The organism is Polaromonas aquatica (assembly GCF_042659145.1).
Lineage (GTDB): Bacteria > Pseudomonadota > Gammaproteobacteria > Burkholderiales > Burkholderiaceae_C > Polaromonas > Polaromonas aquatica.
The window spans coordinates 588,009-611,784 of record NZ_JBHSRS010000018.1 but is presented as its reverse complement, the minus strand read 5'-3'; the positions used below and the strand labels follow the sequence as shown (position 1 = coordinate 611,784).

At 63.5% G+C, this 23,776-nt stretch carries 26 protein-coding genes; 8 read left to right on the top strand and 18 right to left on the bottom strand.

Annotation, left to right across the window (positions count from 1 at the left end; genetic code table 11):
• Nucleotides 1-11 precede the first annotated feature (11 nt).
• The 8 genes from ACFQND_RS11360 to ACFQND_RS11325 form a co-directional block, all read right to left on the bottom strand.
• On the bottom strand, nucleotides 12-1,292 hold the full coding sequence (locus ACFQND_RS11360) for a serine hydrolase domain-containing protein (protein ID WP_371438565.1): 1,281 nt from the start codon (nucleotides 1,290-1,292) through the stop codon (nucleotides 12-14).
• The gene (locus ACFQND_RS11355) at nucleotides 1,289-1,855 is read right to left on the bottom strand and encodes an RBBP9/YdeN family alpha/beta hydrolase (RefSeq protein ID WP_371438566.1); all 567 of its coding nucleotides are present in this window, start codon (nucleotides 1,853-1,855) and stop codon (nucleotides 1,289-1,291) included. The genes ACFQND_RS11360 and ACFQND_RS11355 overlap by 4 nt, the downstream gene beginning before the upstream one ends.
• Nucleotides 1,856-1,946: 91 nt before the next feature.
• Entirely contained in the window at nucleotides 1,947-2,732 is a 786-nt protein-coding gene (locus tag ACFQND_RS11350) for a ParA family protein (protein ID WP_371438567.1), read from the bottom strand.
• Nucleotides 2,733-2,853: 121 nt separating this feature from the next.
• Entirely contained in the window at nucleotides 2,854-3,480 is a 627-nt protein-coding gene (locus ACFQND_RS11345) for a LysE family transporter (protein ID WP_371438568.1), read from the bottom strand.
• Nucleotides 3,481-3,570: 90 nt separating this feature from the next.
• A complete protein-coding gene (rsmG, locus tag ACFQND_RS11340; RefSeq protein ID WP_371438621.1) occupies nucleotides 3,571-4,227 on the bottom strand; it encodes a 16S rRNA (guanine(527)-N(7))-methyltransferase RsmG in 657 nt (218 codons plus the stop codon).
• Complete coding sequence (mnmG, locus tag ACFQND_RS11335) at nucleotides 4,227-6,233, bottom strand: tRNA uridine-5-carboxymethylaminomethyl(34) synthesis enzyme MnmG (RefSeq protein ID WP_371438569.1); 2,007 nt, start codon at nucleotides 6,231-6,233, stop codon at nucleotides 4,227-4,229. Before mnmG ends, rsmG begins: the two co-directional genes overlap by 1 nt.
• 19 nt (nucleotides 6,234-6,252) lie before the next feature.
• On the bottom strand, nucleotides 6,253-6,747 hold the full coding sequence (locus ACFQND_RS11330; RefSeq protein ID WP_371438570.1) for a type II toxin-antitoxin system VapC family toxin: 495 nt from the start codon (nucleotides 6,745-6,747) through the stop codon (nucleotides 6,253-6,255).
• Complete coding sequence (locus ACFQND_RS11325; protein ID WP_371438571.1) at nucleotides 6,741-6,986, bottom strand: type II toxin-antitoxin system Phd/YefM family antitoxin; 246 nt, start codon at nucleotides 6,984-6,986, stop codon at nucleotides 6,741-6,743. The genes ACFQND_RS11330 and ACFQND_RS11325 overlap by 7 nt, the downstream gene beginning before the upstream one ends.
• Nucleotides 6,987-7,073: 87 nt before the next feature.
• On the opposite strand from ACFQND_RS11325, the gene ACFQND_RS11320 reads away from it, so the two are divergent.
• The 3 genes from ACFQND_RS11320 to ACFQND_RS11310 all read left to right on the top strand — a co-directional run bounded on the left by ACFQND_RS11320 (nucleotide 7,074) and on the right by ACFQND_RS11310 (nucleotide 9,156).
• Nucleotides 7,074-7,664, top strand: coding sequence for an NADPH-dependent FMN reductase (locus tag ACFQND_RS11320; RefSeq protein ID WP_371438572.1), 591 nt, complete (start codon nucleotides 7,074-7,076; stop codon nucleotides 7,662-7,664).
• A gap of 111 nt (nucleotides 7,665-7,775) precedes the next feature.
• Nucleotides 7,776-8,786, top strand: a complete 1,011-nt coding sequence (locus ACFQND_RS11315; RefSeq protein WP_371438573.1) for a Bug family tripartite tricarboxylate transporter substrate binding protein — start codon at nucleotides 7,776-7,778, stop codon at nucleotides 8,784-8,786.
• Between the two features lie 112 nt (nucleotides 8,787-8,898).
• Nucleotides 8,899-9,156 carry a YkgJ family cysteine cluster protein gene (locus ACFQND_RS11310; RefSeq protein WP_371438574.1) on the top strand — a complete coding sequence of 86 codons (258 nt, stop codon included), beginning with the start codon at nucleotides 8,899-8,901 and terminating at the stop codon, nucleotides 9,154-9,156.
• 131 nt (nucleotides 9,157-9,287) lie between these two features.
• On the opposite strand, the gene ACFQND_RS11305 is transcribed toward ACFQND_RS11310, so the two are convergent.
• The 6 genes from ACFQND_RS11305 to ACFQND_RS11280 form a co-directional block, all read right to left on the bottom strand.
• Nucleotides 9,288-10,742: an aldehyde dehydrogenase gene (locus ACFQND_RS11305; RefSeq protein ID WP_371438575.1), complete on the bottom strand. Its 1,455-nt coding sequence runs from the start codon at nucleotides 10,740-10,742 to the stop codon at nucleotides 9,288-9,290.
• A 36-nt stretch (nucleotides 10,743-10,778) separates the two neighbouring features.
• Nucleotides 10,779-11,573 carry an ABC transporter ATP-binding protein gene (locus ACFQND_RS11300; protein ID WP_371438576.1) on the bottom strand — a complete coding sequence of 265 codons (795 nt, stop codon included), beginning with the start codon at nucleotides 11,571-11,573 and terminating at the stop codon, nucleotides 10,779-10,781.
• Nucleotides 11,570-12,346 carry an ABC transporter ATP-binding protein gene (locus ACFQND_RS11295; RefSeq protein ID WP_371438577.1) on the bottom strand — a complete coding sequence of 259 codons (777 nt, stop codon included), beginning with the start codon at nucleotides 12,344-12,346 and terminating at the stop codon, nucleotides 11,570-11,572. Before ACFQND_RS11295 ends, ACFQND_RS11300 begins: the two co-directional genes overlap by 4 nt.
• Nucleotides 12,339-13,319 carry a branched-chain amino acid ABC transporter permease gene (locus ACFQND_RS11290; protein ID WP_371438578.1) on the bottom strand — a complete coding sequence of 327 codons (981 nt, stop codon included), beginning with the start codon at nucleotides 13,317-13,319 and terminating at the stop codon, nucleotides 12,339-12,341. Before ACFQND_RS11290 ends, ACFQND_RS11295 begins: the two co-directional genes overlap by 8 nt.
• 8 nt (nucleotides 13,320-13,327) lie before the next feature.
• Nucleotides 13,328-14,203, bottom strand: a complete 876-nt coding sequence (locus ACFQND_RS11285; protein WP_371438579.1) for a branched-chain amino acid ABC transporter permease — start codon at nucleotides 14,201-14,203, stop codon at nucleotides 13,328-13,330.
• Nucleotides 14,204-14,307: 104 nt separating this feature from the next.
• Nucleotides 14,308-15,507 (bottom strand): amino acid ABC transporter substrate-binding protein, encoded by a 1,200-nt coding sequence (locus ACFQND_RS11280; protein ID WP_371438580.1) that lies wholly within the window; start codon nucleotides 15,505-15,507, stop codon nucleotides 14,308-14,310.
• A 229-nt stretch (nucleotides 15,508-15,736) separates the two neighbouring features.
• Between ACFQND_RS11280 and ACFQND_RS11275 the strand changes: the two genes are divergently transcribed.
• From ACFQND_RS11275 to ACFQND_RS11265, 3 genes are all read left to right on the top strand, one after another.
• On the top strand, nucleotides 15,737-16,702 hold the full coding sequence (locus ACFQND_RS11275; RefSeq protein ID WP_371438622.1) for an AraC-like ligand-binding domain-containing protein: 966 nt from the start codon (nucleotides 15,737-15,739) through the stop codon (nucleotides 16,700-16,702).
• A 328-nt stretch (nucleotides 16,703-17,030) separates the two neighbouring features.
• Nucleotides 17,031-17,804: a class II aldolase/adducin family protein gene (locus ACFQND_RS11270; protein WP_371438581.1), complete on the top strand. Its 774-nt coding sequence runs from the start codon at nucleotides 17,031-17,033 to the stop codon at nucleotides 17,802-17,804.
• Nucleotides 17,801-18,676 carry a bile acid:sodium symporter family protein gene (locus tag ACFQND_RS11265; protein WP_371438582.1) on the top strand — a complete coding sequence of 292 codons (876 nt, stop codon included), beginning with the start codon at nucleotides 17,801-17,803 and terminating at the stop codon, nucleotides 18,674-18,676. Before ACFQND_RS11270 ends, ACFQND_RS11265 begins: the two co-directional genes overlap by 4 nt.
• Here ACFQND_RS11265 and ACFQND_RS11260 read toward each other — a convergent pair.
• The 4 genes from ACFQND_RS11260 to ACFQND_RS11245 all read right to left on the bottom strand — a co-directional run bounded on the left by ACFQND_RS11260 (nucleotide 18,673) and on the right by ACFQND_RS11245 (nucleotide 21,684).
• Nucleotides 18,673-19,518, bottom strand: coding sequence for a transglutaminase-like domain-containing protein (locus ACFQND_RS11260; RefSeq protein WP_371438583.1), 846 nt, complete (start codon nucleotides 19,516-19,518; stop codon nucleotides 18,673-18,675). The genes ACFQND_RS11265 and ACFQND_RS11260 overlap by 4 nt on opposite strands.
• Before the next feature lie 60 nt (nucleotides 19,519-19,578).
• On the bottom strand, nucleotides 19,579-19,911 hold the full coding sequence (locus ACFQND_RS11255) for a hypothetical protein (RefSeq protein ID WP_371438584.1): 333 nt from the start codon (nucleotides 19,909-19,911) through the stop codon (nucleotides 19,579-19,581).
• A gap of 3 nt (nucleotides 19,912-19,914) precedes the next feature.
• A complete protein-coding gene (locus ACFQND_RS11250; protein WP_371438585.1) occupies nucleotides 19,915-20,100 on the bottom strand; it encodes a DUF1328 domain-containing protein in 186 nt (61 codons plus the stop codon).
• Nucleotides 20,101-20,322: 222 nt separating this feature from the next.
• Nucleotides 20,323-21,684, bottom strand: a complete 1,362-nt coding sequence (locus ACFQND_RS11245; protein ID WP_371438586.1) for a hypothetical protein — start codon at nucleotides 21,682-21,684, stop codon at nucleotides 20,323-20,325.
• 155 nt (nucleotides 21,685-21,839) lie between these two features.
• Here ACFQND_RS11245 and gstA point away from each other — a divergent pair, with 155 nt between their 5' ends.
• Nucleotides 21,840-22,448: a glutathione transferase GstA gene (gene gstA / locus ACFQND_RS11240; protein WP_371438587.1), complete on the top strand. Its 609-nt coding sequence runs from the start codon at nucleotides 21,840-21,842 to the stop codon at nucleotides 22,446-22,448.
• 215 nt (nucleotides 22,449-22,663) lie between these two features.
• Nucleotides 22,664-23,767: an alkene reductase gene (locus ACFQND_RS11235; protein ID WP_371438588.1), complete on the top strand. Its 1,104-nt coding sequence runs from the start codon at nucleotides 22,664-22,666 to the stop codon at nucleotides 23,765-23,767.
• Nucleotides 23,768-23,776: the final 9 nt, after the last annotated feature.

The following is a 23,776-nucleotide window of genomic DNA, read 5'->3' as shown; positions in this document are numbered from 1 at the left end:
TTCTGTTCTATCTATTGATCTGCAAGAGGTGCCTGCGGCGCGGTGCTGCCGCCCAGCGACTGGAGCACGCCACGCCAGAGCGCGTCGCGCTCTTCATAGGGTTGCGGGTTTTGTTTGCCGCTGGCGCTTTCCCAGACCGAGGTCAGCACCAGCACAATGCCGGATGAGGGCTGCACGTAAATCGTCTGGCCATGGATGCCCTGCATGGCAAAGCTGCGCTCTTTCATGGGCAGCAGCCAGAACTGGTAGCCGTAGCCGAAATAGGGCGTAGCCTTGCGCGGCCTGAAGGCGGCCGGCTGGCGAGCGGGGTCGGTGGCGTCCAGCAGGTAGTCGCGCGGCAACACCTGCTTTTCACCCACCCGTCCGTCATTGGCCAGCAGCAGGCCTAGCCGGCCCCAGTCGCGCAGGCTGGCGTTGAAGCCGCCGAAGGATTGCTCCTGCCCGTCGCTGGAGACGCGCCAGAACGCATCGTGCTCGGCACCCATGGGCTTCCACAGCCACTCAGCAGTCAGCTCGGCCATATTTTTACCGGTCGCGGCCGTCAGCACGCGGCCCAGCACGTCGGTCTCGGCGCTGGCGTAGACAAATTTTTCACCCGCAGGCGAATGGCGTTCGGTGATGGAGCGCAACACGTCCAGCGGCCTGCCAGCGTCCGGGACACCGGCGCTGGCTCTCGACAGCCGCGCGATGTCGTCCTTGCCGTCGTAACGTTCGCTGAATGTCAGGCCGGAACTCATGCGCAACAACTGGCGAATCGTCGTTGCGCCGTAGGGGCTGCCCGCCAGCGCCTTGACGTATTGGTCAGCCCTGTCGTCAAGCGAAGCAATGATCCCAAGCGCCAGGGCCTGGCCGATCAACAGCGAGGTCACGCTCTTGGCCATGGAGAAAGACAAAAAGCGGGCATCGTCTTTGCGGCCATAACGGTAGTGCTCAGCCACAATCTCGCCATGCCGAAGCACCAAAAGGCCTGTAGCACGCTGGCGGTCAAGGTAGTTGGCCAGTGTGTAGCTCACATTTTGATAGCGATAGACTATCGCCGGCACGGCTACCGCAACAGGCAGGGGGCTGGCCGCGGCGGCGCGTGCGACGGTTCGCGTGCGGATGCCGGGCACCGTCTTGAGCGCCGACCATGAGCCCACGCGATAGGGGTTGTCATACCAGGTGGCTACCGTGCCCACGGCATAGTTTTGCGCCTTGCCCAGCACGCCCTCATCCGGTTCCGCACGAACGGTGGGGCTGGTGATTGCAAAGGCTGTGGCGGCCAGTGCGGCGTGAACAAACCAATGTTTCATGAAGCGGCCCCAAGCGCACCGGCCGGCAAGGCCATCAAGCGCAGCAATTCATGGTGTGCCTGCGGCCAGTCGCCCAGGCCGCTTTCGGCATTGAGGTGACCGCCCTCGCCGGCTTCAACAAAACCAGCGCCCCAGGCAGCGGCAAACTGGTGCGCGCGCTGCGGATTGCAAAAAGGGTCGTTGCTGCTGGCAAAAACCACGGCCTCGAAAGGCAGCTTCTGCAGCGGGACCTGCGACCAGCCCGGCAGCATCTGGCGGATATCGTCACGCTCCGTGTCGGGCGGCGCTGCCAGCAATGCGGCCTTCACGCAATGCGTGTTCCTGGAATGGGCAGCCCATGCCGCGATGTGGATGCAGCCCAGGCTGTGCGCGACCAGCACGGCGGGTTCATCGCAGGACAGCAGCACGTCTTCAAGGCGCGAGATCCAGTCGCCACGCAGCGGGCGCATCCAGTCGTGCTGCTCCACGCGGCTGTAGCCGTGCGCACGCTCCCAGCGGCTTTGCCAGTGGTCCGGGCCACTGTTTTGCCAACCGGGCAGGATCAGAACGTTGCGTGGGTTCATGCGCTGAAAATTTGTTTGCTATCTTTTTTATAGCGCACTGCGCGCTTCCTGAGCGGGCCATGGGCACTATTTATATTAAAAATGGCCGAAATCACATGTTTTTGATGCGGTCGACCATTTCCTCGGCAAAAGTCACAAACGCCTGCGCACCTTTGGAGGACGGGTCAAACACCACACCGGGCACGCCATAACTGGGCGCCTCGGCCAGGCGCACGTTGCGCGGAATCACGGTGTTGAACACCTTGTCGGCAAAGTGCTCCTTGAGCTGCTCGCTGACCTGTTGCTGCAGCGTGATGCGCGGGTCGAACATGACGCGCAGCAGGCCGATGATCTGCAGGTCCTTGTTCAGGTTGGCATGCACCTGCTTGATGGTGTTGACCAGGTCGGTCAGGCCTTCCAGCGCAAAGTACTCGCACTGCATGGGAACAATCACGCCGTGCGCACCGCACAGGCCGTTAAGCGTCAGCATGGACAGCGAAGGCGGGCAGTCGATCAGCACAAAGTCGTATTCGCTGTCGACCTCGGCCAGCGCCAGCTTGAGGCGCTTTTCGCGGCGCTCGACGTCGACCAGCTCCACCTCGGCACCGGCCAACTCGCGGTTTGCACCCAGGATGTCGTAGCTGCAGCCGCCATCGATCAGCTTCTGGCTTTGCACGCGCGCCTCGGCGACGGAGGCGGACTCCAGCAACACGTCGTACACCGTGTACTCCAGCTTGCGTTTGTCCACCCCCGAGCCCATGGTGGCATTGCCCTGAGGATCCAGGTCAATCATCAAAACCCGCTGGCCGACCTTGGCCAGCCCCGCCGCCAGATTCACCGTAGTTGTGGTTTTGCCCACTCCACCCTTTTGGTTGGCAACGCAGAATATTTTGGCCATCAGAGAACCCTCGCCCCCACGCTTTTCACTGCGTGTAAGGCGCGGCCCCCCGAGGGGGCTAATTTTTCTTGGGGCGGCCCGTCGAAAAATTGCATTTTGTTGTTCATGTGATTTTTGTTATTCATTTGGAGACAGCCAGCTTCAAGCCAAAGCCGATCAGGAACACACCGGCCAGCTTGTTCAGGACGTTGGTGATTTTCGGGTTGGCGCGAATGCGCTCTGCAAGGTGGTAAGTCAGCATGACGGACGTCAGGCCGTAAAGAAAGGTCAGCACGGCAATCGTCGCAGCCATCACGCCAAAGGTCTTCAGGCCCTGGTGCTGGGCCGGGTCGACGAACAACGGGAAGAAGGCCATGTAAAAAACAATCGCCTTGGGATTCAGCAAGGTAATGAGCATTGCCTGGCGGAAGTAATGGTGCGGCTTGATCTGCAACAGGGGCGCGTCACCCGGCTTGGCCATCAGCATCTTGATGCCCAGCCAGGCCAGGTACACCGCGCCGGCCCACTGGACGATATGGAAGGCCGTCGGGTAAGCCACCATGATGGCGGACACACCAGCCACAGCAGCCCACAGAAGCACCTGGTCACCGGCGATCACGCCAAAGGTGGCTCCCAAACCGCCGGGAATGCCCCCTTTGCTGGTAGAGGTAATCAGCGCCAGGTTACCCGGGCCGGGAATCAGCAAAAACACAATGATGGCAACAATAAAAGCGCCGTAATCTGCAACGCCGACAAATGAACCCAGCATGGAAGCCCCCGAAAGTGGAGCTGTGAGTTTACGACAGGGCTGGCCGGATAAAGAGCGGCAAACAGGCTTTAAGCCTGTCGCCCGGGCAAGTTATGCGCTTTTTTGCCGCATCCAGACAATGCAGCGCTCGGCATCCAGCCCCGGCACCTGCAACTGTTCCACGTGAAACACATCGACTGAAGCCGGCAGCGCCGCCAGCTCGTCCGCCGGGTGTTTGCCCTTCATGGCCATCCATACACCCTGGGGTGCAAGCGCCCCGGCCGACCATTGGGTGAAATCGGGCAAGGAGGCAAAGGCACGGGAGCAAATCACGTCGAATGCCTGGTCAATGCTTTCAACCCGGGCATGCAGGCCGGTGAGGTTGGGCAGCTTCAACGCCAGCGCCGCCTGTTTGATAAACGCAGCCTTTTTGGCAACCGTATCCACGCAGCTCACTGCAATGGCCGGGCAGCAAATGGCGATCACCACACCCGGCAAACCGGCACCCGAACCGACATCAAGCAGGCGGCTTCCCTGCCCCAGGCCGGCCTTGTCAAGGTAAGCCGCCAGGGGCGCGACCGCCGCCAGGCTGTCCAGCAGATGGTGCGTCATCATCTCCGACGGATCGCGCACCGCCGTGAGGTTGTAGACCCTGGTCCATTTGGCAATCAGGTCCTGGTAATCCAGCAGCTGGCCTATCTGTTGGTCACTCAAGGGCAGCTGTAGCGCATTCAGGCCGGCACGCAAATCCTTCTCAGCACCGCCCATCATGCCTGGCCCTGACCGGCAGTTTCGGCAGATAGGTCTACCGGCACCTTGTTTTTCCAGAGGTTCTTTTTGAGGTGTACCAGCAGCAATGACACCGTCGCAGGCGTGATACCCGAGATGCGGGAGGCCAGGCCCAGGGTTTCAGGCCGGTGTTTGGCCAGCTTCTGGCGTGCCTCAAAACTCAGCGCCGTGACCTGCAGGTAGTCCAGGTCGGGCGGCAGCTTGAGGTTTTCATACGCAGCAGCACGCTCGACCTCCACCTTTTGCAGGTCTATGTAGCCGGCGTACTTGGCCGTGATCTCGATCTGCTCGACCACGCTTTTGACCAGCCCGGGCGGCAGGGCTGTTTCACGTGAAACAGCCGTAAGCCCAAGCGGGATATCCGGGTTGGCATACTTGCCTTCGCCCAGCGACATCAGCCCGGCGTAGTTCACATCGGGACGGCGCAGCAAGTCGGCAAAGTTGTATTCCCGCTCAATCGCCTTGCCCAGCACCCGCTCGGCCTCCGGCACAGACAGGGTATTCGGGTTGACCCAGATGGCGCGCAGGCGTTCTGTTTCACGTGAAACAGCGTCGCGTTTGCGGTTGAAGGCATCCCAGCGAACGTCGTCCACCAGGCCCAGCTCCCTGCCCTTTTCGGTCAGGCGCATGTCGGCATTGTCTTCCCGCAGCATCAGGCGGAACTCGGCCCGGCTGGTAAACATGCGGTAGGGCTCGGTCACACCCTTGGTAATCAGGTCGTCCACCAGCACGCCCAGGTAAGCCTCGTCACGTTTGGGCAACCAGGCATCCTTGCCCTGGCACTGCAGCGCTGCATTAATGCCGGCAAACATGCCCTGGGCCGCCGCCTCTTCGTAGCCGGTCGTGCCGTTGATCTGGCCGGCAAAGAACAGGCCGCCAATGGCACGGGTCTCAAAGCTGGACTTCAGCGCGCGCGGGTCGAAGTAGTCGTATTCGATGGCGTAGCCGGGCCGCAGGATGTGGGCGTTTTCCATGCCGACCATGGAGCGAACCAGCTCGTACTGGATGTCAAACGGCAGGCTGGTCGAGATGCCGTTGGGGTAAATCTCGTGCGTCGTCAGGCCTTCCGGCTCCAGGAAAATCTGGTGGCTGTCCTTGTCGGCAAAGCGGTTGATCTTGTCTTCCACGCTGGGGCAGTAGCGCGGGCCAACGCCGTCTATCTTGCCGGTAAACATGGGGCTGCGGTCAAAGCCGGAGCGGATGATGTCATGCGTGCGCTCATTGGTATGGGTAATCCAGCAAGGCACCTGGCGCGGATGGGCAATGTTGCCGCCCATAAAACTGAAAACCGGCACCGCCCCTTCAATGCCGCCCGGCATGCCGTCGCCAGGCTGCTCCGTGCATTTGCTGAAGTCAATCGTGCGGCCGTCAATGCGCGGCGGCGTGCCGGTTTTCAGCCGGCCCTGCGGCAGTTTGAGCTCTTTCAGGCGAGCGCTCAGCGACACGGCCGGCGGGTCGCCCGCCCTGCCCGCCGCATAGTTGTTCAGGCCCACATGGATCTTGCCGTCCAGGAAAGTCCCCGCCGTCAGCACCACGGTGCGCGCGCGGAACTTGATGCCGACCTGGGTCACGGCACCGACGACGCGGTCGCCCTCCACCATCAGGTCGTCCACCGCCTGCTGGAACAGCCAGAGATTTGGCTGGTTCTCCAGCTTGCGGCGAATGGCAGCCTTGTACAAAATGCGGTCGGCCTGCGCCCGGGTGGCACGCACGGCCGGGCCCTTGGAGCCGTTCAGGATGCGGAACTGTATGCCGCCCTCGTCGGTCGCCAGTGCCATCGCGCCGCCCATGGCATCGACCTCTTTCACCAGGTGGCCCTTGCCTATGCCGCCTATGGACGGGTTGCAGCTCATCTGGCCCAGGGTCTCGATGTTGTGCGAGAGCAGCAGGGTCTTGCAGCCCATGCGGGCGGAAGCCAGCGCGGCCTCGGTCCCGGCATGGCCGCCGCCAACCACGATCACGTCAAATTCTTGCGGGTAAAACATATCAGGCCTTCAATCTTTTTCAGTTCTCTATCAGTTCCGTCGCCAATCCCATGCCACGCGCCACTTGCGCCTGGCGCCTGTCGGCGGTGACAAACAGGTCCACGCGGGTGGCCAGTGCGCTGCCCACATGCAGGGCGTCCATGCCGCGCAAAGGGCCCTGCTCCATGGCCGCAAATGCAAAACGCTCTACGCGGGCGTCCAGCGGCACCAGCGTCATGTCCGCCACATCGCGCTGCGCCGCCGCCCACGCGCGGTCAAACTCGGGCGCAGGCAGGCTGCCGTCACGCCGGCGCCTGAGCAGGGCAGAAGCCACCTCGGTCTGGCAGTGCGCCGCAACCAGCAACTCGCTGGCCGCTTCAAACAACAGCAACACCCGCTCCCGCCCGGCCTCGCTGGCGTAGCGCTTGGTCAGCGCCGATGCATCAAACATCAAACGCGCTTCGCCATCGCGCGCTCCCCCCCGGGTGACGGCCATGGGCTGCACCGCATAGGCTCCCTGCAGCCTTTTCACCATGGCGACTCATTCCGCTCGTCCAGCACCGCCTGTGATAGCGACACGCCGGGCGGCAAGACCACTGGCTCAAATGGCCGTTTCCAGCTGGGCACTTTGGCAGCGGCTTCTTCCGCCTTGAGCGGTACCAGCTCGGCCACCGGCTTGCCATGCCGCAGGATACGGACGGTTTCGCCCTGCTCCACCAGGTCAAGCATGGCAGAAGCGTTGGCACGGAATTCACTGAGTGGGACAGTATGCATTTTGTACAAAAATATGGATTTTGTACATTTTACCCAACTCCAATAGACGCAGGAAACTTGCGCCTATTCCATGATGAAATCGGCCCCATGAGCACACCCCCAAAACTCCTGGTCTTTGCCGGCAGCACCCGCCTGGCCTCCTTCAACCGCAAACTGGCCCATACGGCTGCCGAGCTGGCCAGGGCCGCCGGCGCCGATGTCACGCATATTGAACTGGCCGACTTCGACATCCCCATCTACAACGCCGACCTCGAAGCCAGGGGCACGCCGCCCGACGTGATGAAACTCAAGCAGATCATGTTTGAACACCCGGCCTGGATCATCTGCTCACCCGAGTACAACGGCAGCTACACCGCCCTGCTCAAAAACACCATCGACTGGGTCTCCAGCCCCGTCAAGAGCGACCCGGCCTGGCACGAAGGCTTCAAATCCTTCACCGGCAAGGTGGTGGGCGTGCTCAGCGCATCACCGGGCGCCCTGGGCGGCCTGCGCTCGCAGAGCCACCTGGTGCCGCTACTGCTCAATGCGCAATGCTGGGTTGCCCCCAAGGCTTTTGCCCTGGGCCGCGCCGGTGAAGCTTTTGATGCGGACAACCAGCTGCTCAATGAAGCGCACCGCAAAAACGTGCAGGCCGTGATCGACCAGGTGCTGTTTGCCAGCGCGCGGCTGGCGGCGTAAGGCACCATCCGGCAGCGGCGGTCCGTCCGCCGCGTAAGCGGAATCACTTAGGAGGATGACGCGCGTACGGACCTATATTGAGCCCCACGATAACAAATGGGAGACATCTCAATGAAGCACTCGAACACGCGCCGCGGCGCATTGCAATTGGGCCTCAAGGCCGGCGGCGTACTGGCCGCGGCCTCGGCCTTTCCCGCGCTGCTCGGCACGGCCCACGCGCAAGGCAGCTGGCCCAGCAAGCCGATTCGCCTGCTGGTGCCTTTTGCACCTGGCGGCAGTTCTGAGATCGTCGCGCGCTCCGCCGCCAACGAGCTATCCAAAAGCCTGGGCCAGACGGTGTTTGTCGAAAACAAGCCAGGCGCCAGCGGCAACATCGCCATGCAGGAATGCGCCGTCTCGACGGACGGCCACACCCTCATCCTCGGCCACATAGGCACCTTTGCGGTCAACCCCTTTATTTTCGACAAGCTGCCGTTTGACACCAACCGGGACTTCAAGCCCATTTCGCTGCTGGCCAAGGTGCCCAGCCTGTACGTGGTCAACGCCAGTGTGCCGGCCAAAAACCTCAAGGAATTCGTCGCCCTGGCCAAGGCCAAACCGGGCCAGCTCAACTACGGCTCGGCCGGCAACGGCAGCGCCGGTCACCTGGCGTTTGAATACCTGAAGATGGTCACCGATACCTTTGTGCTGCATGTACCCTACCGCGGCACCGGCCCGCAGCTCACCGACCTGCTGGCCGGGCGCCTGGACGCCGCCAGCGTGGGTGCGCCAGCCATCCTGGCACACATCAAGTCCGGCAAGCTGCGCTGCATCGCCACCGGCACCAAGGAGCGCCTGCCGCAACTGCCCGATGTGCCAACCGTGGCCGAAAGCGGTTACCCCGGCTTCGAGATGACGCAGTGGTACGGCCTGAATGCCCCGGCCAACATGCCGCAGGCCGCCATAGACAAAATCGCAGAAGCCTGCAGCAAGGCCATGCGCAACCCGCTGGCCACCGAGCGTTTGCGCGGCGACACGGCCCAGCCTGTGGGCGACACGCCCGCACAGTACGCGGCCTTTATCAAGACCGAACAGGCGCGCTGGAAGATGGTCGCCAGCCGCGCCAAAATCAAACCGGACTGAGCCTGCTGCAAGCCCCCACGCGCCCAAACTTGCCTTTTTGATGGTCAAATTGGGCCCTGGCCCCGCAACAATGCGCGCGGCAAGCTATCGTTTTTATAGCACCCAACCACCCATGAACTGCCGTCCCGGCTGCGGTGCCTGCTGCATCGCGCCCTCCATCAGCTCAGCCATCCCCGGCATGCCGCAAGGCAAGCCGGCTGGTGTGCGCTGCATACAGCTGGACGAAGCCAACCAGTGCCGCATCTTCGGCCAGCCCGAACGGCCGGCGGTGTGCGGCCAGCTGATGCCGTCCACCGAGATGTGCGGCGCCAGCGCGTCTGCGGCGCTGGCCTGGTTGATGCAGCTGGAGTGCGACACCGCCCCGGCCTGAAGAAAGCGAAGAAGGCGCGCAGAAATCGTAGCGAGCGAGCCGAGCTTGTGCCGAGAAGCGCAGCCGTACTCACGTACGGCGAGCATCACAGGCGCAAGATCGGTTCGCGCAGCAGATTTATGCGTGCCTTCTCAAAACGGGTAGTGACGCGGCGTGGTCTGGATGGTGATCCAGCGCAGCTCGGTGAACTCCGCAATGCCGGCCTTGCCGCCAAAACGCCCCATGCCGCTGCCCTTGACACCGCCAAACGGCATTTGCGCCTCGTCATGCACCGTCGGGCCGTTGACGTGGCAGATGCCCGAATCAATGCGCTGCGCCACGGTAAAGGCGCGCGCGACATCGCCGCCGAACACGGCTGACGACAGGCCATACTCGTTGTCGTTGGCGCAGGCCACGGCCTCTTCCACGCCATTGACACGCACCAGGCATTTCACCGGGCCAAAGGTTTCCTCGTGGTACATGCGCATGGCCGGTGTGACGTGGTCCAGCACGGTGGCCGCCATCAGCGTGTTGCTGGCCTTGCCGCCGCACACCAGCTTCGCGCCCTTGGCCAGCGCGTCGTCAATCAGGGCGTTGCAGTGCTCCACCGTGTTCATGCCGATCACGCTGCCCAGCACCACCGGCTCGGGCTTGCGCGGGTCACCCAGCGGCAGGGCATTGACCTTGGCGACAAACTTTTTCACAAACTCGTCGGCCACCTTCTGGTCCACGATCAGGCGCTCGGTGCTCATGCAAATCTGCCCGCTGTTGGCAAAACAGCCGAATGCCGCGCCATTCACCGCATCGTCGATGTTGACGTCATCCAGGATCACCATGGGCGCCTTGCCGCCCAGCTCCAGCACCACAGGCTTGAGGTGTTTGGCGCAGGTCATGGCAATGATGCGGCCAACCCGGGTGGAACCGGTGAAGTTCACACGCCGCACGGCCGGGTGCGCCACCATGGCCTCGACCACGGCAGCAGCATCGGCCGGTGCGTTGGTGATGTAGTTCACCACACCGGCCGGAAAACCCGCATCCTGGAAGGCCTCCACTATCAGCTGGTGCGTGCGCGGGCAGTTCTCCGAGCCCTTCAGGACCACCGTGTTGCCGCAGGCCAGCGGCGTGGCAATCGCGCGCACAGCCAGGATCACGGGCGCGTTCCACGGCGCCATGCCCAGCACCACACCGGCGGGCTGGCGCACCGCCATGGCCAGGCTGCCCGGCACATCCGACGGGATCACTTCGCCCGCGATCTGTGTGGTCAGCGCAGCCGCCTCCCGGATCATGCCGGCAGCCAGCATCACGTTAAAACCGGCCCACATGCCGGTGGCGCCGGTCTCGGCAGACACGGCCTCTATAAACGCCGGCGTCCTGGCCTCCAGCGCATCAGCGGCCTTGAGCAGCAGCGCGCGGCGGGCGCTTGGGCCGGTCTGGCGCCAGCTCTTGAAGGCCTCTGCCGCCGCCTCTACCGCCAGCACCGCATCGGCGGGCGAGCAGGCCGGCGCGCGCGTGACCACGCTGCCGTCCAGCGGGTTGCGGCGTTCAAAGGTGGCGCCCGCCTCGGCCGTGACCTTCAGGCCGTTGATAAGCATGGACAAATCCGACATGGTGAACTCCTTGGTTTCAAAAAAATGCGGCTGCGCTCAGGCAGCGGTGATGGATGCGGTTGCTGCGGCGGTGGTGCTCTTGCGCGGGCTTTCAGCACCGAGGTAGGCCTCGCGGATCACGCTGGAGCGCGCCAGCAGTTTTGCCGGGCCGCTGGCGACCAGCGTGCCGCGCTCCAGCACATAACCGCGGTCGGCCACTGCCAGCGCTTTTTTCACGTTTTGTTCAACCATCAACACCGTGGTGCCGGCCGCTGCGATGCGCCCGGCAATCGCCAGCAGCTCGTCCACCATACGCGGTGCCAGGCCCAGCGAGGGCTCATCCAGCATCAGCAAACGCGGCGCACTCATCATGGCGCGGGCCACGGCCACCATCTGCTGCTCACCACCGCTCATGGTGCCGGCCAGTTGCTGCGCGCGTTCGCGCAACTTCGGGAAGTCGTTGAAGGCCTGTTCCAGCCGCCGTGCCCGTTCGGCCTTGGGCACCAGCCAGCCGCCCAGCTCCAGGTTTTCCGTGACACTCATCTGCGGAAACAGCTGGCGGCCCTCGGCCACCAGTGCCACGCCGCGTTGCACGATTTCGTTGGTCTTGAGCGGCAGATCTTCACCGTTCAGCAGCACCTCGCCCTGCCGAGCGATCAGCCCGGCCAGCGCCTTGAGCAGCGTGGTTTTGCCGGCACCGTTGGGGCCCAGGATCACGGTCAGGCCGGGTTTGATTTCAAGCGTCAGGTCGCGCAGCACCAGGAAGGCGCCGTAACCCGCGCTCAGTCCCTTGACCTGCAGGTGCGCACGCGGATCACCGCCCAGCACAAAGGGTTCAGGGTTCCACATCATGCTGCAGCCCCCTGCGTTGCGGGCTGGGGTTCGGACATTTCATCGCCCAGGTAGGCCTCTATCACTTCCGCGTTGCGCACCACCTCGGCCGGCGTGCCGTCGGCGATCTTGCGGCCCTGGTGCAACACGATCACACGCTCGACATGGCGCAGCAGCGTGCTCACGGCGTGCTCTATCCACACCACCGTCAGGTCCAGCTCGTCACGCATGCGGCGAATCAGTTGCGCCATGGCCTCCACCTCGGCCTCGGTCAGCCCGGCCGCAACTTCATCCAGCAACAGCAGGCGCGGCCGCGTGGCCAGCGCCATGCCGATTTCCAGCAGGCGCTGCTGCGAAGGCGTGATGCTGGAAGCCGGCAAAGCGGCCTGGGCCGTTAGCCCTGTCAACGCCAATATGCTGGACGCATCGCGCAGCAGCCAGGAGGCCGTTCTGCGGCGGCCGGCAAACGCCAGCCCGAATTCAATATTCGCCGTCACCGACATGTCTGCAAACACACGCGGCGTCTGGAAGGTACGCGCCAGCCCGTGTGCGGCAAAGCGGTGCGGCCCCTTGCCCGTCAGCGCATGGCCGCCGGCCATCAACTGGCCGGAGGTGGTCGGCGTGACACCAGAGATGGCATTAAAAAAAGTGGTCTTGCCGGCCCCGTTCGGGCCGATGATGCCGACCAGTTCACCCGCACGAAAGGTCGCGTTCACGGCGTCCACCGCGGTCAGCCCGCCAAAACGCACGGTCACGTCCCTGGCATCAAACAGGATTTCCGGGCCCTCAGACATCTTTTTTCTCCTGCCGGCCAAACAGGCTGCGCAAGCTGCCCAGCATGTCGCGCCCCCAGTCCCTGAAAGTGCTGCCGCGCAGCGACGCCAGGCCGCCGGGCAGGTAGAGCACCGACAGGATCAGCAGCACACCCAGGCTCATCAAATAAAGCTGCGGTGCCTGCAGGCGCAATGTCTCGGCCAGCACACTGAAAACAATCGCCGCAATCAACGGCCCCCACAAGGTGGCCGCACCGCCTATCAGCGCGATCAGCACGGTCTGGAAACCAATGAAAGGGTTAAACACCGTGTGCGGGTCTATGTAGGTCCAGCGCACCGACATGGCCGCGCCCACGGCGCCGGCAAATGCGGCAGTCAATGCAAAGCCGGCAATCTTGACCAGCCGGGTGTTCACACCCAGGGTCTGGGCGCGCTGCTCGTCAGCCCCTATGCCCATGAGCGCTAGGCCAAAGCGGTGGCGCCTGACCAGGATGGACACCAGCACGGCCAGCAGCGCCAGGCCCAGCACCGTGAGGTAAATCGTGTCGCGGTCCGGCACCACCATGAGCACCCGGCCCACCGTGCCCGTCACCTGTTTTTCAAAGTAGCTGATGGCATGGCGTATCAGCTCGGTCATGCCAAAGGTCAGCACCGCAAAATAGGTGCCGCGCAGGTGCAGCACGGCCGCGCCCATCACCACCGCCACCACAACCGCAATGCCGGCACCCAGCGCAATGGCGGCCAGCCAGGGCATCTGCTCCAGCGCCAGTGCGCCGGTATAGGCGCCAATGCCAAAAAATGCAGAGGTCGCCAGCGACAGGTAACGCGAGGTGCCGCAAAACAGCGCCCAGCTGGAAGACAGCGCCACATACATCAGGCAGGTCAGAGCCATGGACACGACAAACTCGCTGCCGTAGTGCGGCAGTGCCAGCGCCCAGCCGGCAAATGCCAGCAACAGCAACAAGTCACGAAACAGGATTTGTTTATCTTTCATTTTTCTTTTTATTTCGCAAACAGGCCACGAGGGCGCAACAGCAGCACGACAATAAACACGCTGTAGGACAGCAGGGCCTTGAGTGAAGGGTTGGTGAAATGCATGCCCAGCGCCTCGATCACGCCCAGCAGCAGGCCGCCCGCAAGCGCGCCGCTCATGCTGCCGAAACCGCCCAGGGTGATCACGATCAGCGCCGTCACGGTGTAGGGCTCACCCATGGACGGGCTGATGGTGTAGGCCATGGACAACAGACAACCGGCCACACCCGACAGCCCCAGGCCTATGCCGAACATCAGCGGATGCAGGCGTTTGGTGTCAATGCCCACCAGCTGCGCGCCCACCGGCGACTGCATCAGCGCGCGCACGCCCTTGCCCAGCAAGGTCATCTTCAGCAGCACGATCAGGGCGCCGCTGAACAGCAGCGCCAGGCCGAACACCAGCAACTTGTTGGCCGCGAACTGCGCATCACCCAGCTTCACAGGCTCGGTCAGGTAGTCGTAGCCGCGCAGGTCGCCGCCCCAGATCAGCGAGACCAGGTTCTGCACCAGGAACATCAGGCCGAACGCGACCATCAGGCCGCGCGCCTCGAAGATGTCCAGATTCGGCGAGGTGGCCGTCAGGCGCCGGAAACACAGCCAGTGCACGGCCACGCCAATCGCCATCAGCAGCGCGAACGACACCGGCACCATCAGCAGCGGCGACAGGCCGAAGGAGGTCTGCACCATCCACGTCAGGTAGGCGCCCACCATCAGGAACTCGCCGTGCGCGATGTTCAGGATGCGCATCAGCCCGTATTGCAGGTTCAGGCCGAGCGCGACAACGGCGTAGATGCCCCCGGTGATCAGACCGGAGGCTATGAGTTCAAGCCAGGCAGAAAGTGACATATGGGTAAGAAAACGCCCGTTCGCACCGGGCTTGTCGAAGTGCGCGCAGCGGCTTCGACAGGCTCGGCCCGAACGGTGGGCGGTTGAAGGAAGGGATGAAGGGCCTATTTCCAGGCCGGTTTGCCCGGGTTGAGTTTTGCAGTCGCCAGTTTCTGTGGCCACACCACTTCAAACTCGCCGTTCTGCCACTGGCTGACCGTGCCCGGCGTGGCGGTGTTCTCGGTGCCTGTGAATTTGATATCGCCGATGATGGTCTTGTGTGTGTTGCCCGCGATGTAGTCGCGGATGGCCTTCTTGTCCAGGCCGTTTTTGGCCACGGCATCGGTCAGTATTTCCAGGCCGGCCCAGCAGGCGCCGCTGGCCCAGCGGTCGGGTTCCTTGCCTGCAAACTTTTGGGTATGGGCATCAAAATAGGCCTTGGCACCGGGGCTGGTCTTGCTGTTCCACGAGCCCATGCCGAGCACGCCCTCGGCGCCGGCCGGCGTCATGACGTTCTTGTACAGCTGGAAGGCGGTGCCCACCGAGGCGTAGAAAAACTTCGGGTTGAAACCCACTTCCTTGGCCTGCTTGCTGGCCAGAATGGTTTCCGGCGGATAGGTGAAACCGACAAACGCATCGGGGTTCTTGTCCTTCATGGAACGCAGCACCGGCGACAGGTCTTTCACGCCTGCGGGATAGCTTTTTTCTTCCACCAGGCTGATGCCGCTGCCCTGCAGCGCCACCTTCAGCGCGGCGTAGTTTTCAAGGCCGAACAGGTCGTCGACATACACCACCGCCATCGTTTTTGCGCCGCTGGCCTTGAGCATGTCCACCAGCGCATCGCACATGGGCTTGGGTTGCTGCAGCAGCATGAAGAAGTAAGGCAGCTTCATCTCGACCAGGCGTTTGGACAGCGCGGTCGGCGACAAGAAGGGATAGCCAAAACGGTTGGCCAGCGGCGCGACCGCAAAGTTGGCATTGCTGCCCCAGGGCGACAGCACCAGGTCCACCTTGTCGCTGCCCATGAGTTTTTCGTAGGTGCGCACACAGGTTTCCACATCGCTGCGGTCGTCCGAGCTGATCAGCTCGATGCGGCGCCTGACGCCTTTCACATTCAGGCCGCCCGCGGCGTTTTGCTGCTCCGCCCAGAGCAGGTAATTGGGTTCCTGGCTGACCTGCGCGCCGCCCGTCCAGGGGCCGGTGCGCGCCATGGCGTAACCCACGCGGACCGGGGCCGCCTGGGCCAGCAGGCCGGGCGCCACGGCCATGGCGCCTACTGCGGCGGCCGTGCCTTTGATGATTTGACGTCGTGTTTGCTGAACCATGGTGTGTCTCCTTTGTGGTGGCTTCAATCGGCAGGTGTACTGGCGTGAATCGTAGGCAGGGCGGGCGCCGGCTGCTGTGTTGGGCGTGCACAAACTGTTTGACTGCGGGCGCACGCCGACCCGGGTTAACCCTGAACCCGCACACGGCACAAGGCCAGCGCGACACATCCATAATCCGGTTTTCCGATCAGCGTTTTTTGCAACGTCCGCGTCGCGCCAGGAGCCTCCCATCGCCGCCCCGACCCTCTACACCACCGACAACATCAGCGTGCGCGACCGCGCGCCGCAATGGCGCGAGTGGGTGCACCGGCATTTCGGCGGGCTGGACTCCGACCTCTACGGCGACAGCGATTTCGACGGCCACATGAACACCTCGCGCGCCGGCGACGTGATCCTGACCCGGCTGGAGGCCGACCGCCACCGCGTGCTGCGCCTGCCGCACATGGCGCGCACCAGCGAGGTCGCCTACCTCAAGATCGTCGCGCCATGGCAGGGCAGCGCCTGCGTGGAGCAGCAGGGGCGGCAGGCCAGCGCAAGCTCGGGCAGCTGGGTGATCTACGACACCACCGGCAACTACGCCGTCGACAACCCCGAGCGCGTCAAGCACCTGATCGTCATGCTGCCCAAGGACCAGATGGCCGAGCGCGGCCTGCAACTCGACGCGCTGATGGCGCGCCAGGTCGGCAGCGACCGCGGCATCTCGCGCGTGGCGCTGGACGCCATGCGCAGCACCTGGCAGGAGCTGCCCAACATGAGCGAGGACGCGGCACGCGGTGCCGGTGAGCTCATCATGCAGCTGGTGCGCCTGTCGCTGCTGGAGCTGGCCGGGCAGGCCACCTCGGTGACGCAGCGCGAAGCCCTGAAAGACCGCATACGCGCGCATGTGGCGCGCAACCTGCGCGATCCGCAGCTGTCCATAGACCGGATTGCCCAGGCGCTCAACTGCAGCAAACGCCACCTGCACAATGCCTTCGCCGAAGAAGACGAAACCCTGGCCAGCTACATCCTGCGCCAGCGGCTGGAAGCCTGCATACGCGACCTGCGCCAGGGCGCACAAAGCAGCAAGCCCATCACAGAGATCGCGCTGTACTGGGGCTTCAACAACCTCTCGCATTTCAGCCGCGTGTTCCGCGAGCACACTGGCAGCAGCCCCAGCGCCTACCGCAGTACCTCGCAAACGCTATACATTTCATAGCTGCTCGCGCTCGTATTCCGGGGGCTGTGGCCATTAAATGCTTGAAAAGTGGCGCATTCTCCTTGGGGCCAATCCCCTTGCAGCGCCAGTTTCAGGCATCAAATCAGCCTGTGGCCGCCTGAACATGTGCGCCATCAGCTATCGTTTTAATAGCATTCATTTTTCATGCAGAAGCCTGCGCCGGCCCGCATGCGGGAAAGCAGGGATGGCGGAACCCCGGGAGAAGCCCGGATACTGCGCCCTGTTGCATTCCTGACAGCGGCAGGCCTGACATAGGCGTATCGTGCATGACAGGACCCGCTTGAAACAACCCCACAGGAGACAAACCATGCATATCCCCTCACTCAAGGAAGTCGTCAGTGCCGAAGAATGGCAGCTGCGCTGCGACCTCGCCGCCTGCTACCGGCTGGTGGCGCTGTACGGCTGGAGCGACCTGGTCTTCACCCACATCAGCGCCAAGCTGCCCGAGTCCGTGTCCGGCCCCGGCGCGCACCACTTCCTGATCAACCCCTACGGCCTGATGTTCGACGAGATCACCGCCTCCAGCCTGGTCAAGGTGGACGGGCAGTGCAACAAGCTCATCGAGTCGCCTTTCCCCGTCAACCCGGCAGGTTTTGTGATCCACAGCGCCGTGCACGAGGCCCGCACCGACGCCGGCTGCGTGCTGCACACCCACACGCGCGCCGGCGTCGCCGTCAGCGCACAAAAAGCCGGCGTGCTGCCCATCAGCCAGCAATCCACCTTTGTGCTGGCCTCGCTGGCCTACCACGAGTACGAAGGCGTGGCTTTCCGCGACGAGGAAAAACCGCGCCTGCAGGCCGACCTGGGCCGCGCCAACTTTTTGATGCTGCGCAACCACGGCCTGCTGGTGGTGGGCAAGACGATTGCCGATGCTTTCCTGAGCATGTACACCTTCGAGAACACCTGCCGCATCCAGATCGATGCACAGGCCGGCGGCGGTGAACTGACGCAGGTGAACCCTCTGATCGTCAAGGGCGTGGCCGAAGCCTCGCGCGTGCAGACCGGCGGCATGGGCGGCGCCTTTGTCTGGCCCTCGCTGATCCGCAAGCTTGACAGGCTGGATGAAAGCTACAAATCATGAGTGGCTCTCCACTCGTCACCCAGCTGCTGGTGGTCGCGCTGGCTCTGGTCATGTTTGGCCTGGGCCTGTCGCTCAGCCTGCAGGACTTCACGCGCCTGCTCAAACACCCCAAGGCGGTGGTGGTGGCGCTGCTGCTGCAAATCGTCGTGCTGCCGCTGGCCTGCTACCTGCTGATCGTCGCGCTGGATGTGCCGCCGCTGTTCGCGGTCGGGCTGCTGCTGCTGGCCGCCTCGCCAGGCGGCATCTCGGCCAACCTGTTCAGCCATTTGTTTGGCGGCAACGTGGCGATGAACATCTCGCTCACCGCCATCAACACCGTGCTGTCCATCATCACCCTGCCGCTGATCAGCAACTGGGCCATCAGCACCTTTGCAAAAACCGGACAGGTCGTGCCGCTGCAGACCGGCAAGGTGGTGGAGGTGATTGCCGTGGTGCTGATCCCGGTCTTCATAGGCATTTGGATACGCACCCTGAAGCCGGGTTTTGCCGCACGCTCCGAAAAACCCATGAAGATTTTCAGCGCCGTGGTGTTGGCCGTGGTGGCGATTGGCGCGCTTCTCAAGGAGTGGCAGGCGCTGAGCACAAGCTTTGCCAGCGTAGGCCCGGCCGTGGTGGCCTTCAACCTGCTGAGCCTGCTGGCCGGTTATTACCTCTCGCGTCTGGCCGGCCTGGACAAGCCCATGTCCACCGCCATCAGCTACGAGATCGGCATCCACAACTCGACCCTCGCCATTTTTGTGGCGCTGGCGGTGCTGAACAATTTCCAGCTCGCGCTGCCGGCCGCGATCTACTCGGTCAGCATGTACATCACGGCCACGCTGTTCGGCCTGGTGGTGCTCAGGCGGCGCGCATCGCAGCCGCTGATGGCCTAAACGCCAACCAGTGACAGGGTTGGCGGCGTAGGCACCAAGGCCTTTGTGGACGAGGTGTCCCCCTCATCCACGGTCAGTTCCTTGCGCAGCATTTGCACGCCGCCGAAGATGGTGGCAAAAGCCACGTCCTTGGCATCGCGCCCCGTGCCCACACGGACCAGCCGGTCAATCGGTGCCATATGCGTCGGGTCAAACACCACCCACTGGTGGTCCAGCCAGGCTTCAAACACCGCGTGGAAGTCCTGCGGCGGATCGGTGAAGTGGGTGTACCCGACGACCAGCCGCGCGGGAATATTGAGCGCCCGGCACAGCGTGATGCCCAGGTGCGCAAAATCACGGCAGACACCGGCGCGCTGCACAAACACCTCCTGCGCCGTGGTGGTTGAGTTGCTGAAACCGGGCAGGTAATCAACCGACTCGTGAATCCAGCTTTCCACCGCGCGCACCCGGCTGATGCCATGCGGCAAATGGCCAAACAGCTGCTGCGCCGCGCGGCTCATCACGTCGGACTCGCAGTAACGGCTGGGCATGAGGAAACGCAACACATCGTCGGGCACGGCCGTCACCGGCGACTCGTCCAGGTGCAGCGGCAAGGTGATGGGATTGAGCTCGATCCTTGCGTGGTAGTTGACCGACAGCACACCCTTGGGCGCGTCCAGCCGGACAAAACGGTTGCCGTTGCGCTCGTCGTTGAAGGTGCGCACCTTCATGCTGGGCGTGATCGTCAGGCGCTCCTCAACAATGCGGTGGGCCTCATGAAAAGCCGCTTCGATATGGAACAAAAAATGGGCCGGGTGGCTGACCTCATAGTCCAGCAGCAGGTCTACAGTCGCGGTATGCATGGGGTGTCCCAAATGGTGGAGGCGAAATGAAAACGGCAGCCCTTGGCGGCCATGGATCACTCACAAGGGTTTGCGATGCTCTGGTGTTTTTGTTTTCTCGTCCCGCGCCGAAAACCAGTTCTTGCAGGTCACAAAAACAATGTTTGCTGCGCGCTCCAGCATCTCGGCAGCCTGGCTTCCCTGGCTGCGCGCTTTCAGGCGGGTGATCAGCAGCAGCTCGGAAATGCCCGCCCGCAGGCTGAGGCCTCTTTTGGACTGCGGAGCCAGCTCGGTGGACACAGCCTCGGCAGCACGCGCAGGAAAAAGCCGCTGCCTGAAGCGGGCCACAAGGCCGGTGTTTTCGGGCCGGCTCTGCGGCACGGCTTCTTCATCTTTTTCGGGCGACGATGACATTTTTTACTTCAGCACCTTTCGGGCTGCGCCCACACCCAGCGCGGCAAGCACAATAAAAATCACCGCAAGGATCAGGAACAGGCCGAAGAGTATCTTGGCAATGCCGGCCGAGCCCGCCGCGATGCCGCCAAAACCCAGGGCACCGGCGATCAGTGAGATCACCGCAAAAACAATGGCGTACTTGAGCATCACATTCTCCTGGGCGGCAAAACCACAAGGGCCGGACCGCGATAAAGTTGATATGTATTGATACTAAAAGCCCACCCACCGGCCCCGGATCAGCAGCCCACGCACACGGCCGTAGGAGAAGTCCGACAAAAAACCCCGGCCGCTATATTTTCAATAGCTGCCGGCGCTGGCCAATATGGGCCTGCAGACCTACAAAGCGAAAAACTGTGCGCTGGCTGGAACTTACTTCCCGAACAGCTTTTTCAGCTCTTCATTCACCTTGCCGCCCAGCTTGGCGCCTGCGCCGGTGCCCACACCCGGCATCAGCGCCGTGCCTATGGCCGCGCCCAGCAGCGCCGCGCGTGAAAGCGTAACCGCGGGCGCCTCCAGCGTGCCGCTAACGACCAGCGGTATGCCCACGGCACCGCCTATCGCGCTGCCCAGCTTGCTGTCCCCGGACAGGTTCACGCTGATCTGGCCGCTCAGCGCCTTCGACGGTGATACCGCCACATTGCCGCTGGCGCTCAGGGCGCCCGAGCTCGCCACCAGGTTGGACAGCTGCACCGCGCGCCCCTGTGTGCCGACATGGCCGGCCAGCGTCTGCAGCTGGGTCTGGCCGCCACGGCTCAGGCCCACGGTCTTGACGGCCTTGGCCAGGTCAATGCCATGCAGCGTCGCATTACGCACGGTAAAAGAAGTCTGGGTCTGCAACGCGTCCACCAGCGCCTCCGTGGTGGCGGCCCGCGCCTCCAGCGTGGTGCTGGCCTCCAGCAGGCCGCTCAGCGGCTTGCTCGGCGCCGTCAGGGCCGAGACCTCCACATCGCGCGTTTCCAGCTTGCCCTGCAACACCAGCTCGCGGCCGGCTTTCCCCGCCCCGCGCTGCATGCCCAGCTTGCCTTCAATCTTTCCGCCGCCCACATCGACACGCAAGGCCCATTGATCGTCCGTGGACGCCTGGCCCGCCGCACGGGGTTCGCGCGTGAGCTGGGCGCTCAGCCCCTGCAGGTTGCCGCGTATCAGCCTGAGCGATGCGCTGTCGGGCAAACCGTCCGGCGCCAGGCGCGCCTCGCCCTCCAGCGCCGTACTCGTGCCTTTGGCGCTGACCCAGGTCACGTCATCCAGCACGGTGCGGCGCGGCAGCCATGCCAGATCATCTGTTGTTGCCGGCGCCGCCTCTGAGGGCTTCGCGGCGGCTGAAGCTTTTGCTGCCGGCACGGCGGTCGCAGCGGGCTTTTTTTGCAGCGCCAGCAAGATGGCGTCAATGCCTTGTTGCGGCAGCACCGCCTTGCGCACGATCAGGGTGGACACGCGCAACTGGCCCTGCAGCAGCGCCTGCCATTGCGGGCGCACTTCCAGCCGCTCCAGCGTTACCGGGGGTTTGCTTTGCACTGTGAGCCCTTCAAACGCCACGGCCGGCAAGGGCCACACGCTGACGGCGATGCTGCCCAGCACCACCGGCACGCCAAGGGCGGCAGAGGCTTCGCGTTCGACACGCTGCCTGAAATCATCCGTGCCGACCCAGCGGTGCAGCGCAAACACCGTTGCCGCGAGCAGCAGCACAGCCACCAGCGCGGCCCACAACAGCCATTTCAAAAGTCTTGCCATATGCCATTGTGGCAAATCAGTGCCACAACGCGGGCGCGCTGCAAAAAACCCGCCTTGCGTATAGCATCAGGGACTGGCCAGCCTGCACCCACGGTTTCCGCGAGGCATGGCGGGCGGTCCTGCATTTCACATCCACCACATCACAGGAAGACATCATGAAGCTTTATTACTCCCCCGGCGCCTGCTCCCTGTCTCCCCACATCACCCTGCACGAGTCCGGCCTGAAGTTCGAACACGTGCTGGCCCCCACCAAGACCCACCAGCTGGAAGACGGCACCGACTACTACACCATCAACCCGCTCGGTTATGTGCCCCTGCTGGAGCTTGACGACGGCACGCGCCTGACCGAAGGCCCGGCCATCGTGCAATACATCGCCGACCAGGTGCCGGACAAAAAACTCGCGCCCCCCAACGGCACGGTGGCACGCGCCCAGCTGCAGTCATGGCTCAACTTCATAGGCACCGAAGTGCACAAGGGCTTCAGCCCGCTGTTCAACCCGGCCACGCCGGACGCCGTCAAGACATCCACCATAGAACGGCTGATGTCGCGCCTGAAATGGGTGGACGGCCAGCTGGCCGGCAAAAAGTACCTGATGGGCGACGCCTACAGCGTGGCCGATCCCTACCTCTTCACCGTGACCGGCTGGGCACCGCGCGTGGGCGTGGATATTTCCGGCTTCGCCAACATCGCCGCATTCCGCGAACGCGTGGCAGCACGCCCCGCCGTGCAGGCGGCGATGAAGGAAGAAGGCCTGATTAAATAAACCCACCCCTGTCCAGGCTCACTGCGTGTAGCCTGTTCTCCCCTCAAGGGGGCGGCGCCTGCGGTCTGGCTAAGCCAGTCCCGCGGCCCCTGCTTGCGAAGAGGGCTTGCCACGCATCCGTGGGGGCTGCATTTAGCATGAATGCAGCAACCCGTGTTGCACGCGCCAATTCATGATGGCGCACACTGGAGGCTGTTTAATCCCGGATGCTGACCATGCCCTCCCTGTTCGACACCACCCAGGCCGGCGACCTTGAACTCGCCAACCGCATCGTGATGGCGCCGCTGACGCGCAACCGCTCGCCCAATGCCGTCCCGCCCGACATCGCCGCCACCTATTACAGCCAGCGGGCCAGCGCCGGCCTGCTGATCACCGAAGCCACGGCCATCAGCCACCAGGGCCAGGGTTATGCCGATGTACCCGGCCTCTACGGCACGGAGCAACTGGACGCCTGGAAAAAAGTCACCCATGCGGTACATGAAGCGAACGGCAAGATCGTGGTGCAGCTATGGCACGTGGGCCGCGTCTCGCACCATGAGCTGCAGCCCGGCTACGGCCAGCCGGTGGCGCCATCGGCCATCACCGCCAAAACCAAAACCGTGTTGATCCGGGACGGCGTGCCCGTGTTTGTAGAAACCTCGGAGCCGCGCGCGCTCGCGCTCGAAGAGCTTCCCGGCATCGTGCACACCTACCAGGCGGCGGCGCGCAATGCGGTCGAGACCGCAGGCTTTGACGGCGTGGAGATTCACGGTGCCAACGGCTACCTGCTGGACCAGTTCCTGAAAGACGGCAGCAACAAACGCACAGACGACTACGGCGGCAGCATCAAAAACCGCGCACGCCTGATGCTGGAGGTGACACGCGCCATAACCGACGCCATAGGCGGCGGCCGCACCGGCATTCGCCTGTCGCCGGTCACGCCGGCCAACGACGTCATCGACTCCAACCCGCAGCCGCTGTTTGAGTACGTGGTGCGCCAGCTTGCCCCGCTGAACCTGGCCTACATCCACATCATCGAAGGTGCCACAGGCGGCCCGCGCGAATTGCCGGACCGCCCATTTGACTATGCCGCCCTCAAGGCCGCTTACCGCAGCGCGGGCGGCAAAGGCGCCTGGATGGTCAACAACGGTTACGACAAGTCACTGGCCGAAAAAGCCGTGGCGGACGGCGCGGACCTGGTGGCATTCGGCGTCCCGTTTATCGCCAACCCAGACCTGGTGGAGCGCCTGCGCAGCAATGCGGCGCTCAACAAGCCCGACAAAACCACTTTTTACGGTGGCGGCGCCAGGGGCTACATCGACTATCCCACGCTGGACTGAATCTCGCCC

What these genes read in the sequence shown, in the direction of transcription:
- ACFQND_RS11325 (WP_371438571.1), bottom strand. Translation starts at nt 6,986, where the DNA reads ATGCATACTGTCCCACTCAGTGAATTCCGTGCCAACGCTTCTGCCATG.
- ACFQND_RS11250 (WP_371438585.1), bottom strand. Translation starts at nt 20,100, where the DNA reads ATGCTCAAGTACGCCATTGTTTTTGCGGTGATCTCACTGATCGCCGGT.
- ACFQND_RS11295 (WP_371438577.1), bottom strand. Translation starts at nt 12,346, where the DNA reads ATGTCTGAGGGCCCGGAAATCCTGTTTGATGCCAGGGACGTGACCGTG.
- ACFQND_RS11305 (WP_371438575.1), bottom strand. Translation starts at nt 10,742, where the DNA reads ATGTCGGATTTGTCCATGCTTATCAACGGCCTGAAGGTCACGGCCGAG.
- ACFQND_RS11315 (WP_371438573.1), top strand. Translation starts at nt 7,776, where the DNA reads ATGAAGCACTCGAACACGCGCCGCGGCGCATTGCAATTGGGCCTCAAG.
- ACFQND_RS11320 (WP_371438572.1), top strand. Translation starts at nt 7,074, where the DNA reads ATGAGCACACCCCCAAAACTCCTGGTCTTTGCCGGCAGCACCCGCCTG.
- ACFQND_RS11255 (WP_371438584.1), bottom strand. Translation starts at nt 19,911, where the DNA reads ATGTCATCGTCGCCCGAAAAAGATGAAGAAGCCGTGCCGCAGAGCCGG.
- ACFQND_RS11280 (WP_371438580.1), bottom strand. Translation starts at nt 15,507, where the DNA reads ATGGTTCAGCAAACACGACGTCAAATCATCAAAGGCACGGCCGCCGCA.
- ACFQND_RS11270 (WP_371438581.1), top strand. Translation starts at nt 17,031, where the DNA reads ATGCATATCCCCTCACTCAAGGAAGTCGTCAGTGCCGAAGAATGGCAG.
- ACFQND_RS11260 (WP_371438583.1), bottom strand. Translation starts at nt 19,518, where the DNA reads ATGCATACCGCGACTGTAGACCTGCTGCTGGACTATGAGGTCAGCCAC.
- mnmG (WP_371438569.1), bottom strand. Translation starts at nt 6,233, where the DNA reads ATGTTTTACCCGCAAGAATTTGACGTGATCGTGGTTGGCGGCGGCCAT.
- ACFQND_RS11285 (WP_371438579.1), bottom strand. Translation starts at nt 14,203, where the DNA reads ATGTCACTTTCTGCCTGGCTTGAACTCATAGCCTCCGGTCTGATCACC.
- ACFQND_RS11345 (WP_371438568.1), bottom strand. Translation starts at nt 3,480, where the DNA reads ATGCTGGGTTCATTTGTCGGCGTTGCAGATTACGGCGCTTTTATTGTT.
- ACFQND_RS11300 (WP_371438576.1), bottom strand. Translation starts at nt 11,573, where the DNA reads ATGATGTGGAACCCTGAACCCTTTGTGCTGGGCGGTGATCCGCGTGCG.
- ACFQND_RS11310 (WP_371438574.1), top strand. Translation starts at nt 8,899, where the DNA reads ATGAACTGCCGTCCCGGCTGCGGTGCCTGCTGCATCGCGCCCTCCATC.
- ACFQND_RS11330 (WP_371438570.1), bottom strand. Translation starts at nt 6,747, where the DNA reads ATGGTGAAAAGGCTGCAGGGAGCCTATGCGGTGCAGCCCATGGCCGTC.
- ACFQND_RS11355 (WP_371438566.1), bottom strand. Translation starts at nt 1,855, where the DNA reads ATGAACCCACGCAACGTTCTGATCCTGCCCGGTTGGCAAAACAGTGGC.
- ACFQND_RS11245 (WP_371438586.1), bottom strand. Translation starts at nt 21,684, where the DNA reads ATGGCAAGACTTTTGAAATGGCTGTTGTGGGCCGCGCTGGTGGCTGTG.
- ACFQND_RS11235 (WP_371438588.1), top strand. Translation starts at nt 22,664, where the DNA reads ATGCCCTCCCTGTTCGACACCACCCAGGCCGGCGACCTTGAACTCGCC.
- ACFQND_RS11265 (WP_371438582.1), top strand. Translation starts at nt 17,801, where the DNA reads ATGAGTGGCTCTCCACTCGTCACCCAGCTGCTGGTGGTCGCGCTGGCT.
- gstA (WP_371438587.1), top strand. Translation starts at nt 21,840, where the DNA reads ATGAAGCTTTATTACTCCCCCGGCGCCTGCTCCCTGTCTCCCCACATC.
- ACFQND_RS11350 (WP_371438567.1), bottom strand. Translation starts at nt 2,732, where the DNA reads ATGGCCAAAATATTCTGCGTTGCCAACCAAAAGGGTGGAGTGGGCAAA.
- rsmG (WP_371438621.1), bottom strand. Translation starts at nt 4,227, where the DNA reads ATGGGCGGTGCTGAGAAGGATTTGCGTGCCGGCCTGAATGCGCTACAG.
- ACFQND_RS11290 (WP_371438578.1), bottom strand. Translation starts at nt 13,319, where the DNA reads ATGAAAGATAAACAAATCCTGTTTCGTGACTTGTTGCTGTTGCTGGCA.
- ACFQND_RS11360 (WP_371438565.1), bottom strand. Translation starts at nt 1,292, where the DNA reads ATGAAACATTGGTTTGTTCACGCCGCACTGGCCGCCACAGCCTTTGCA.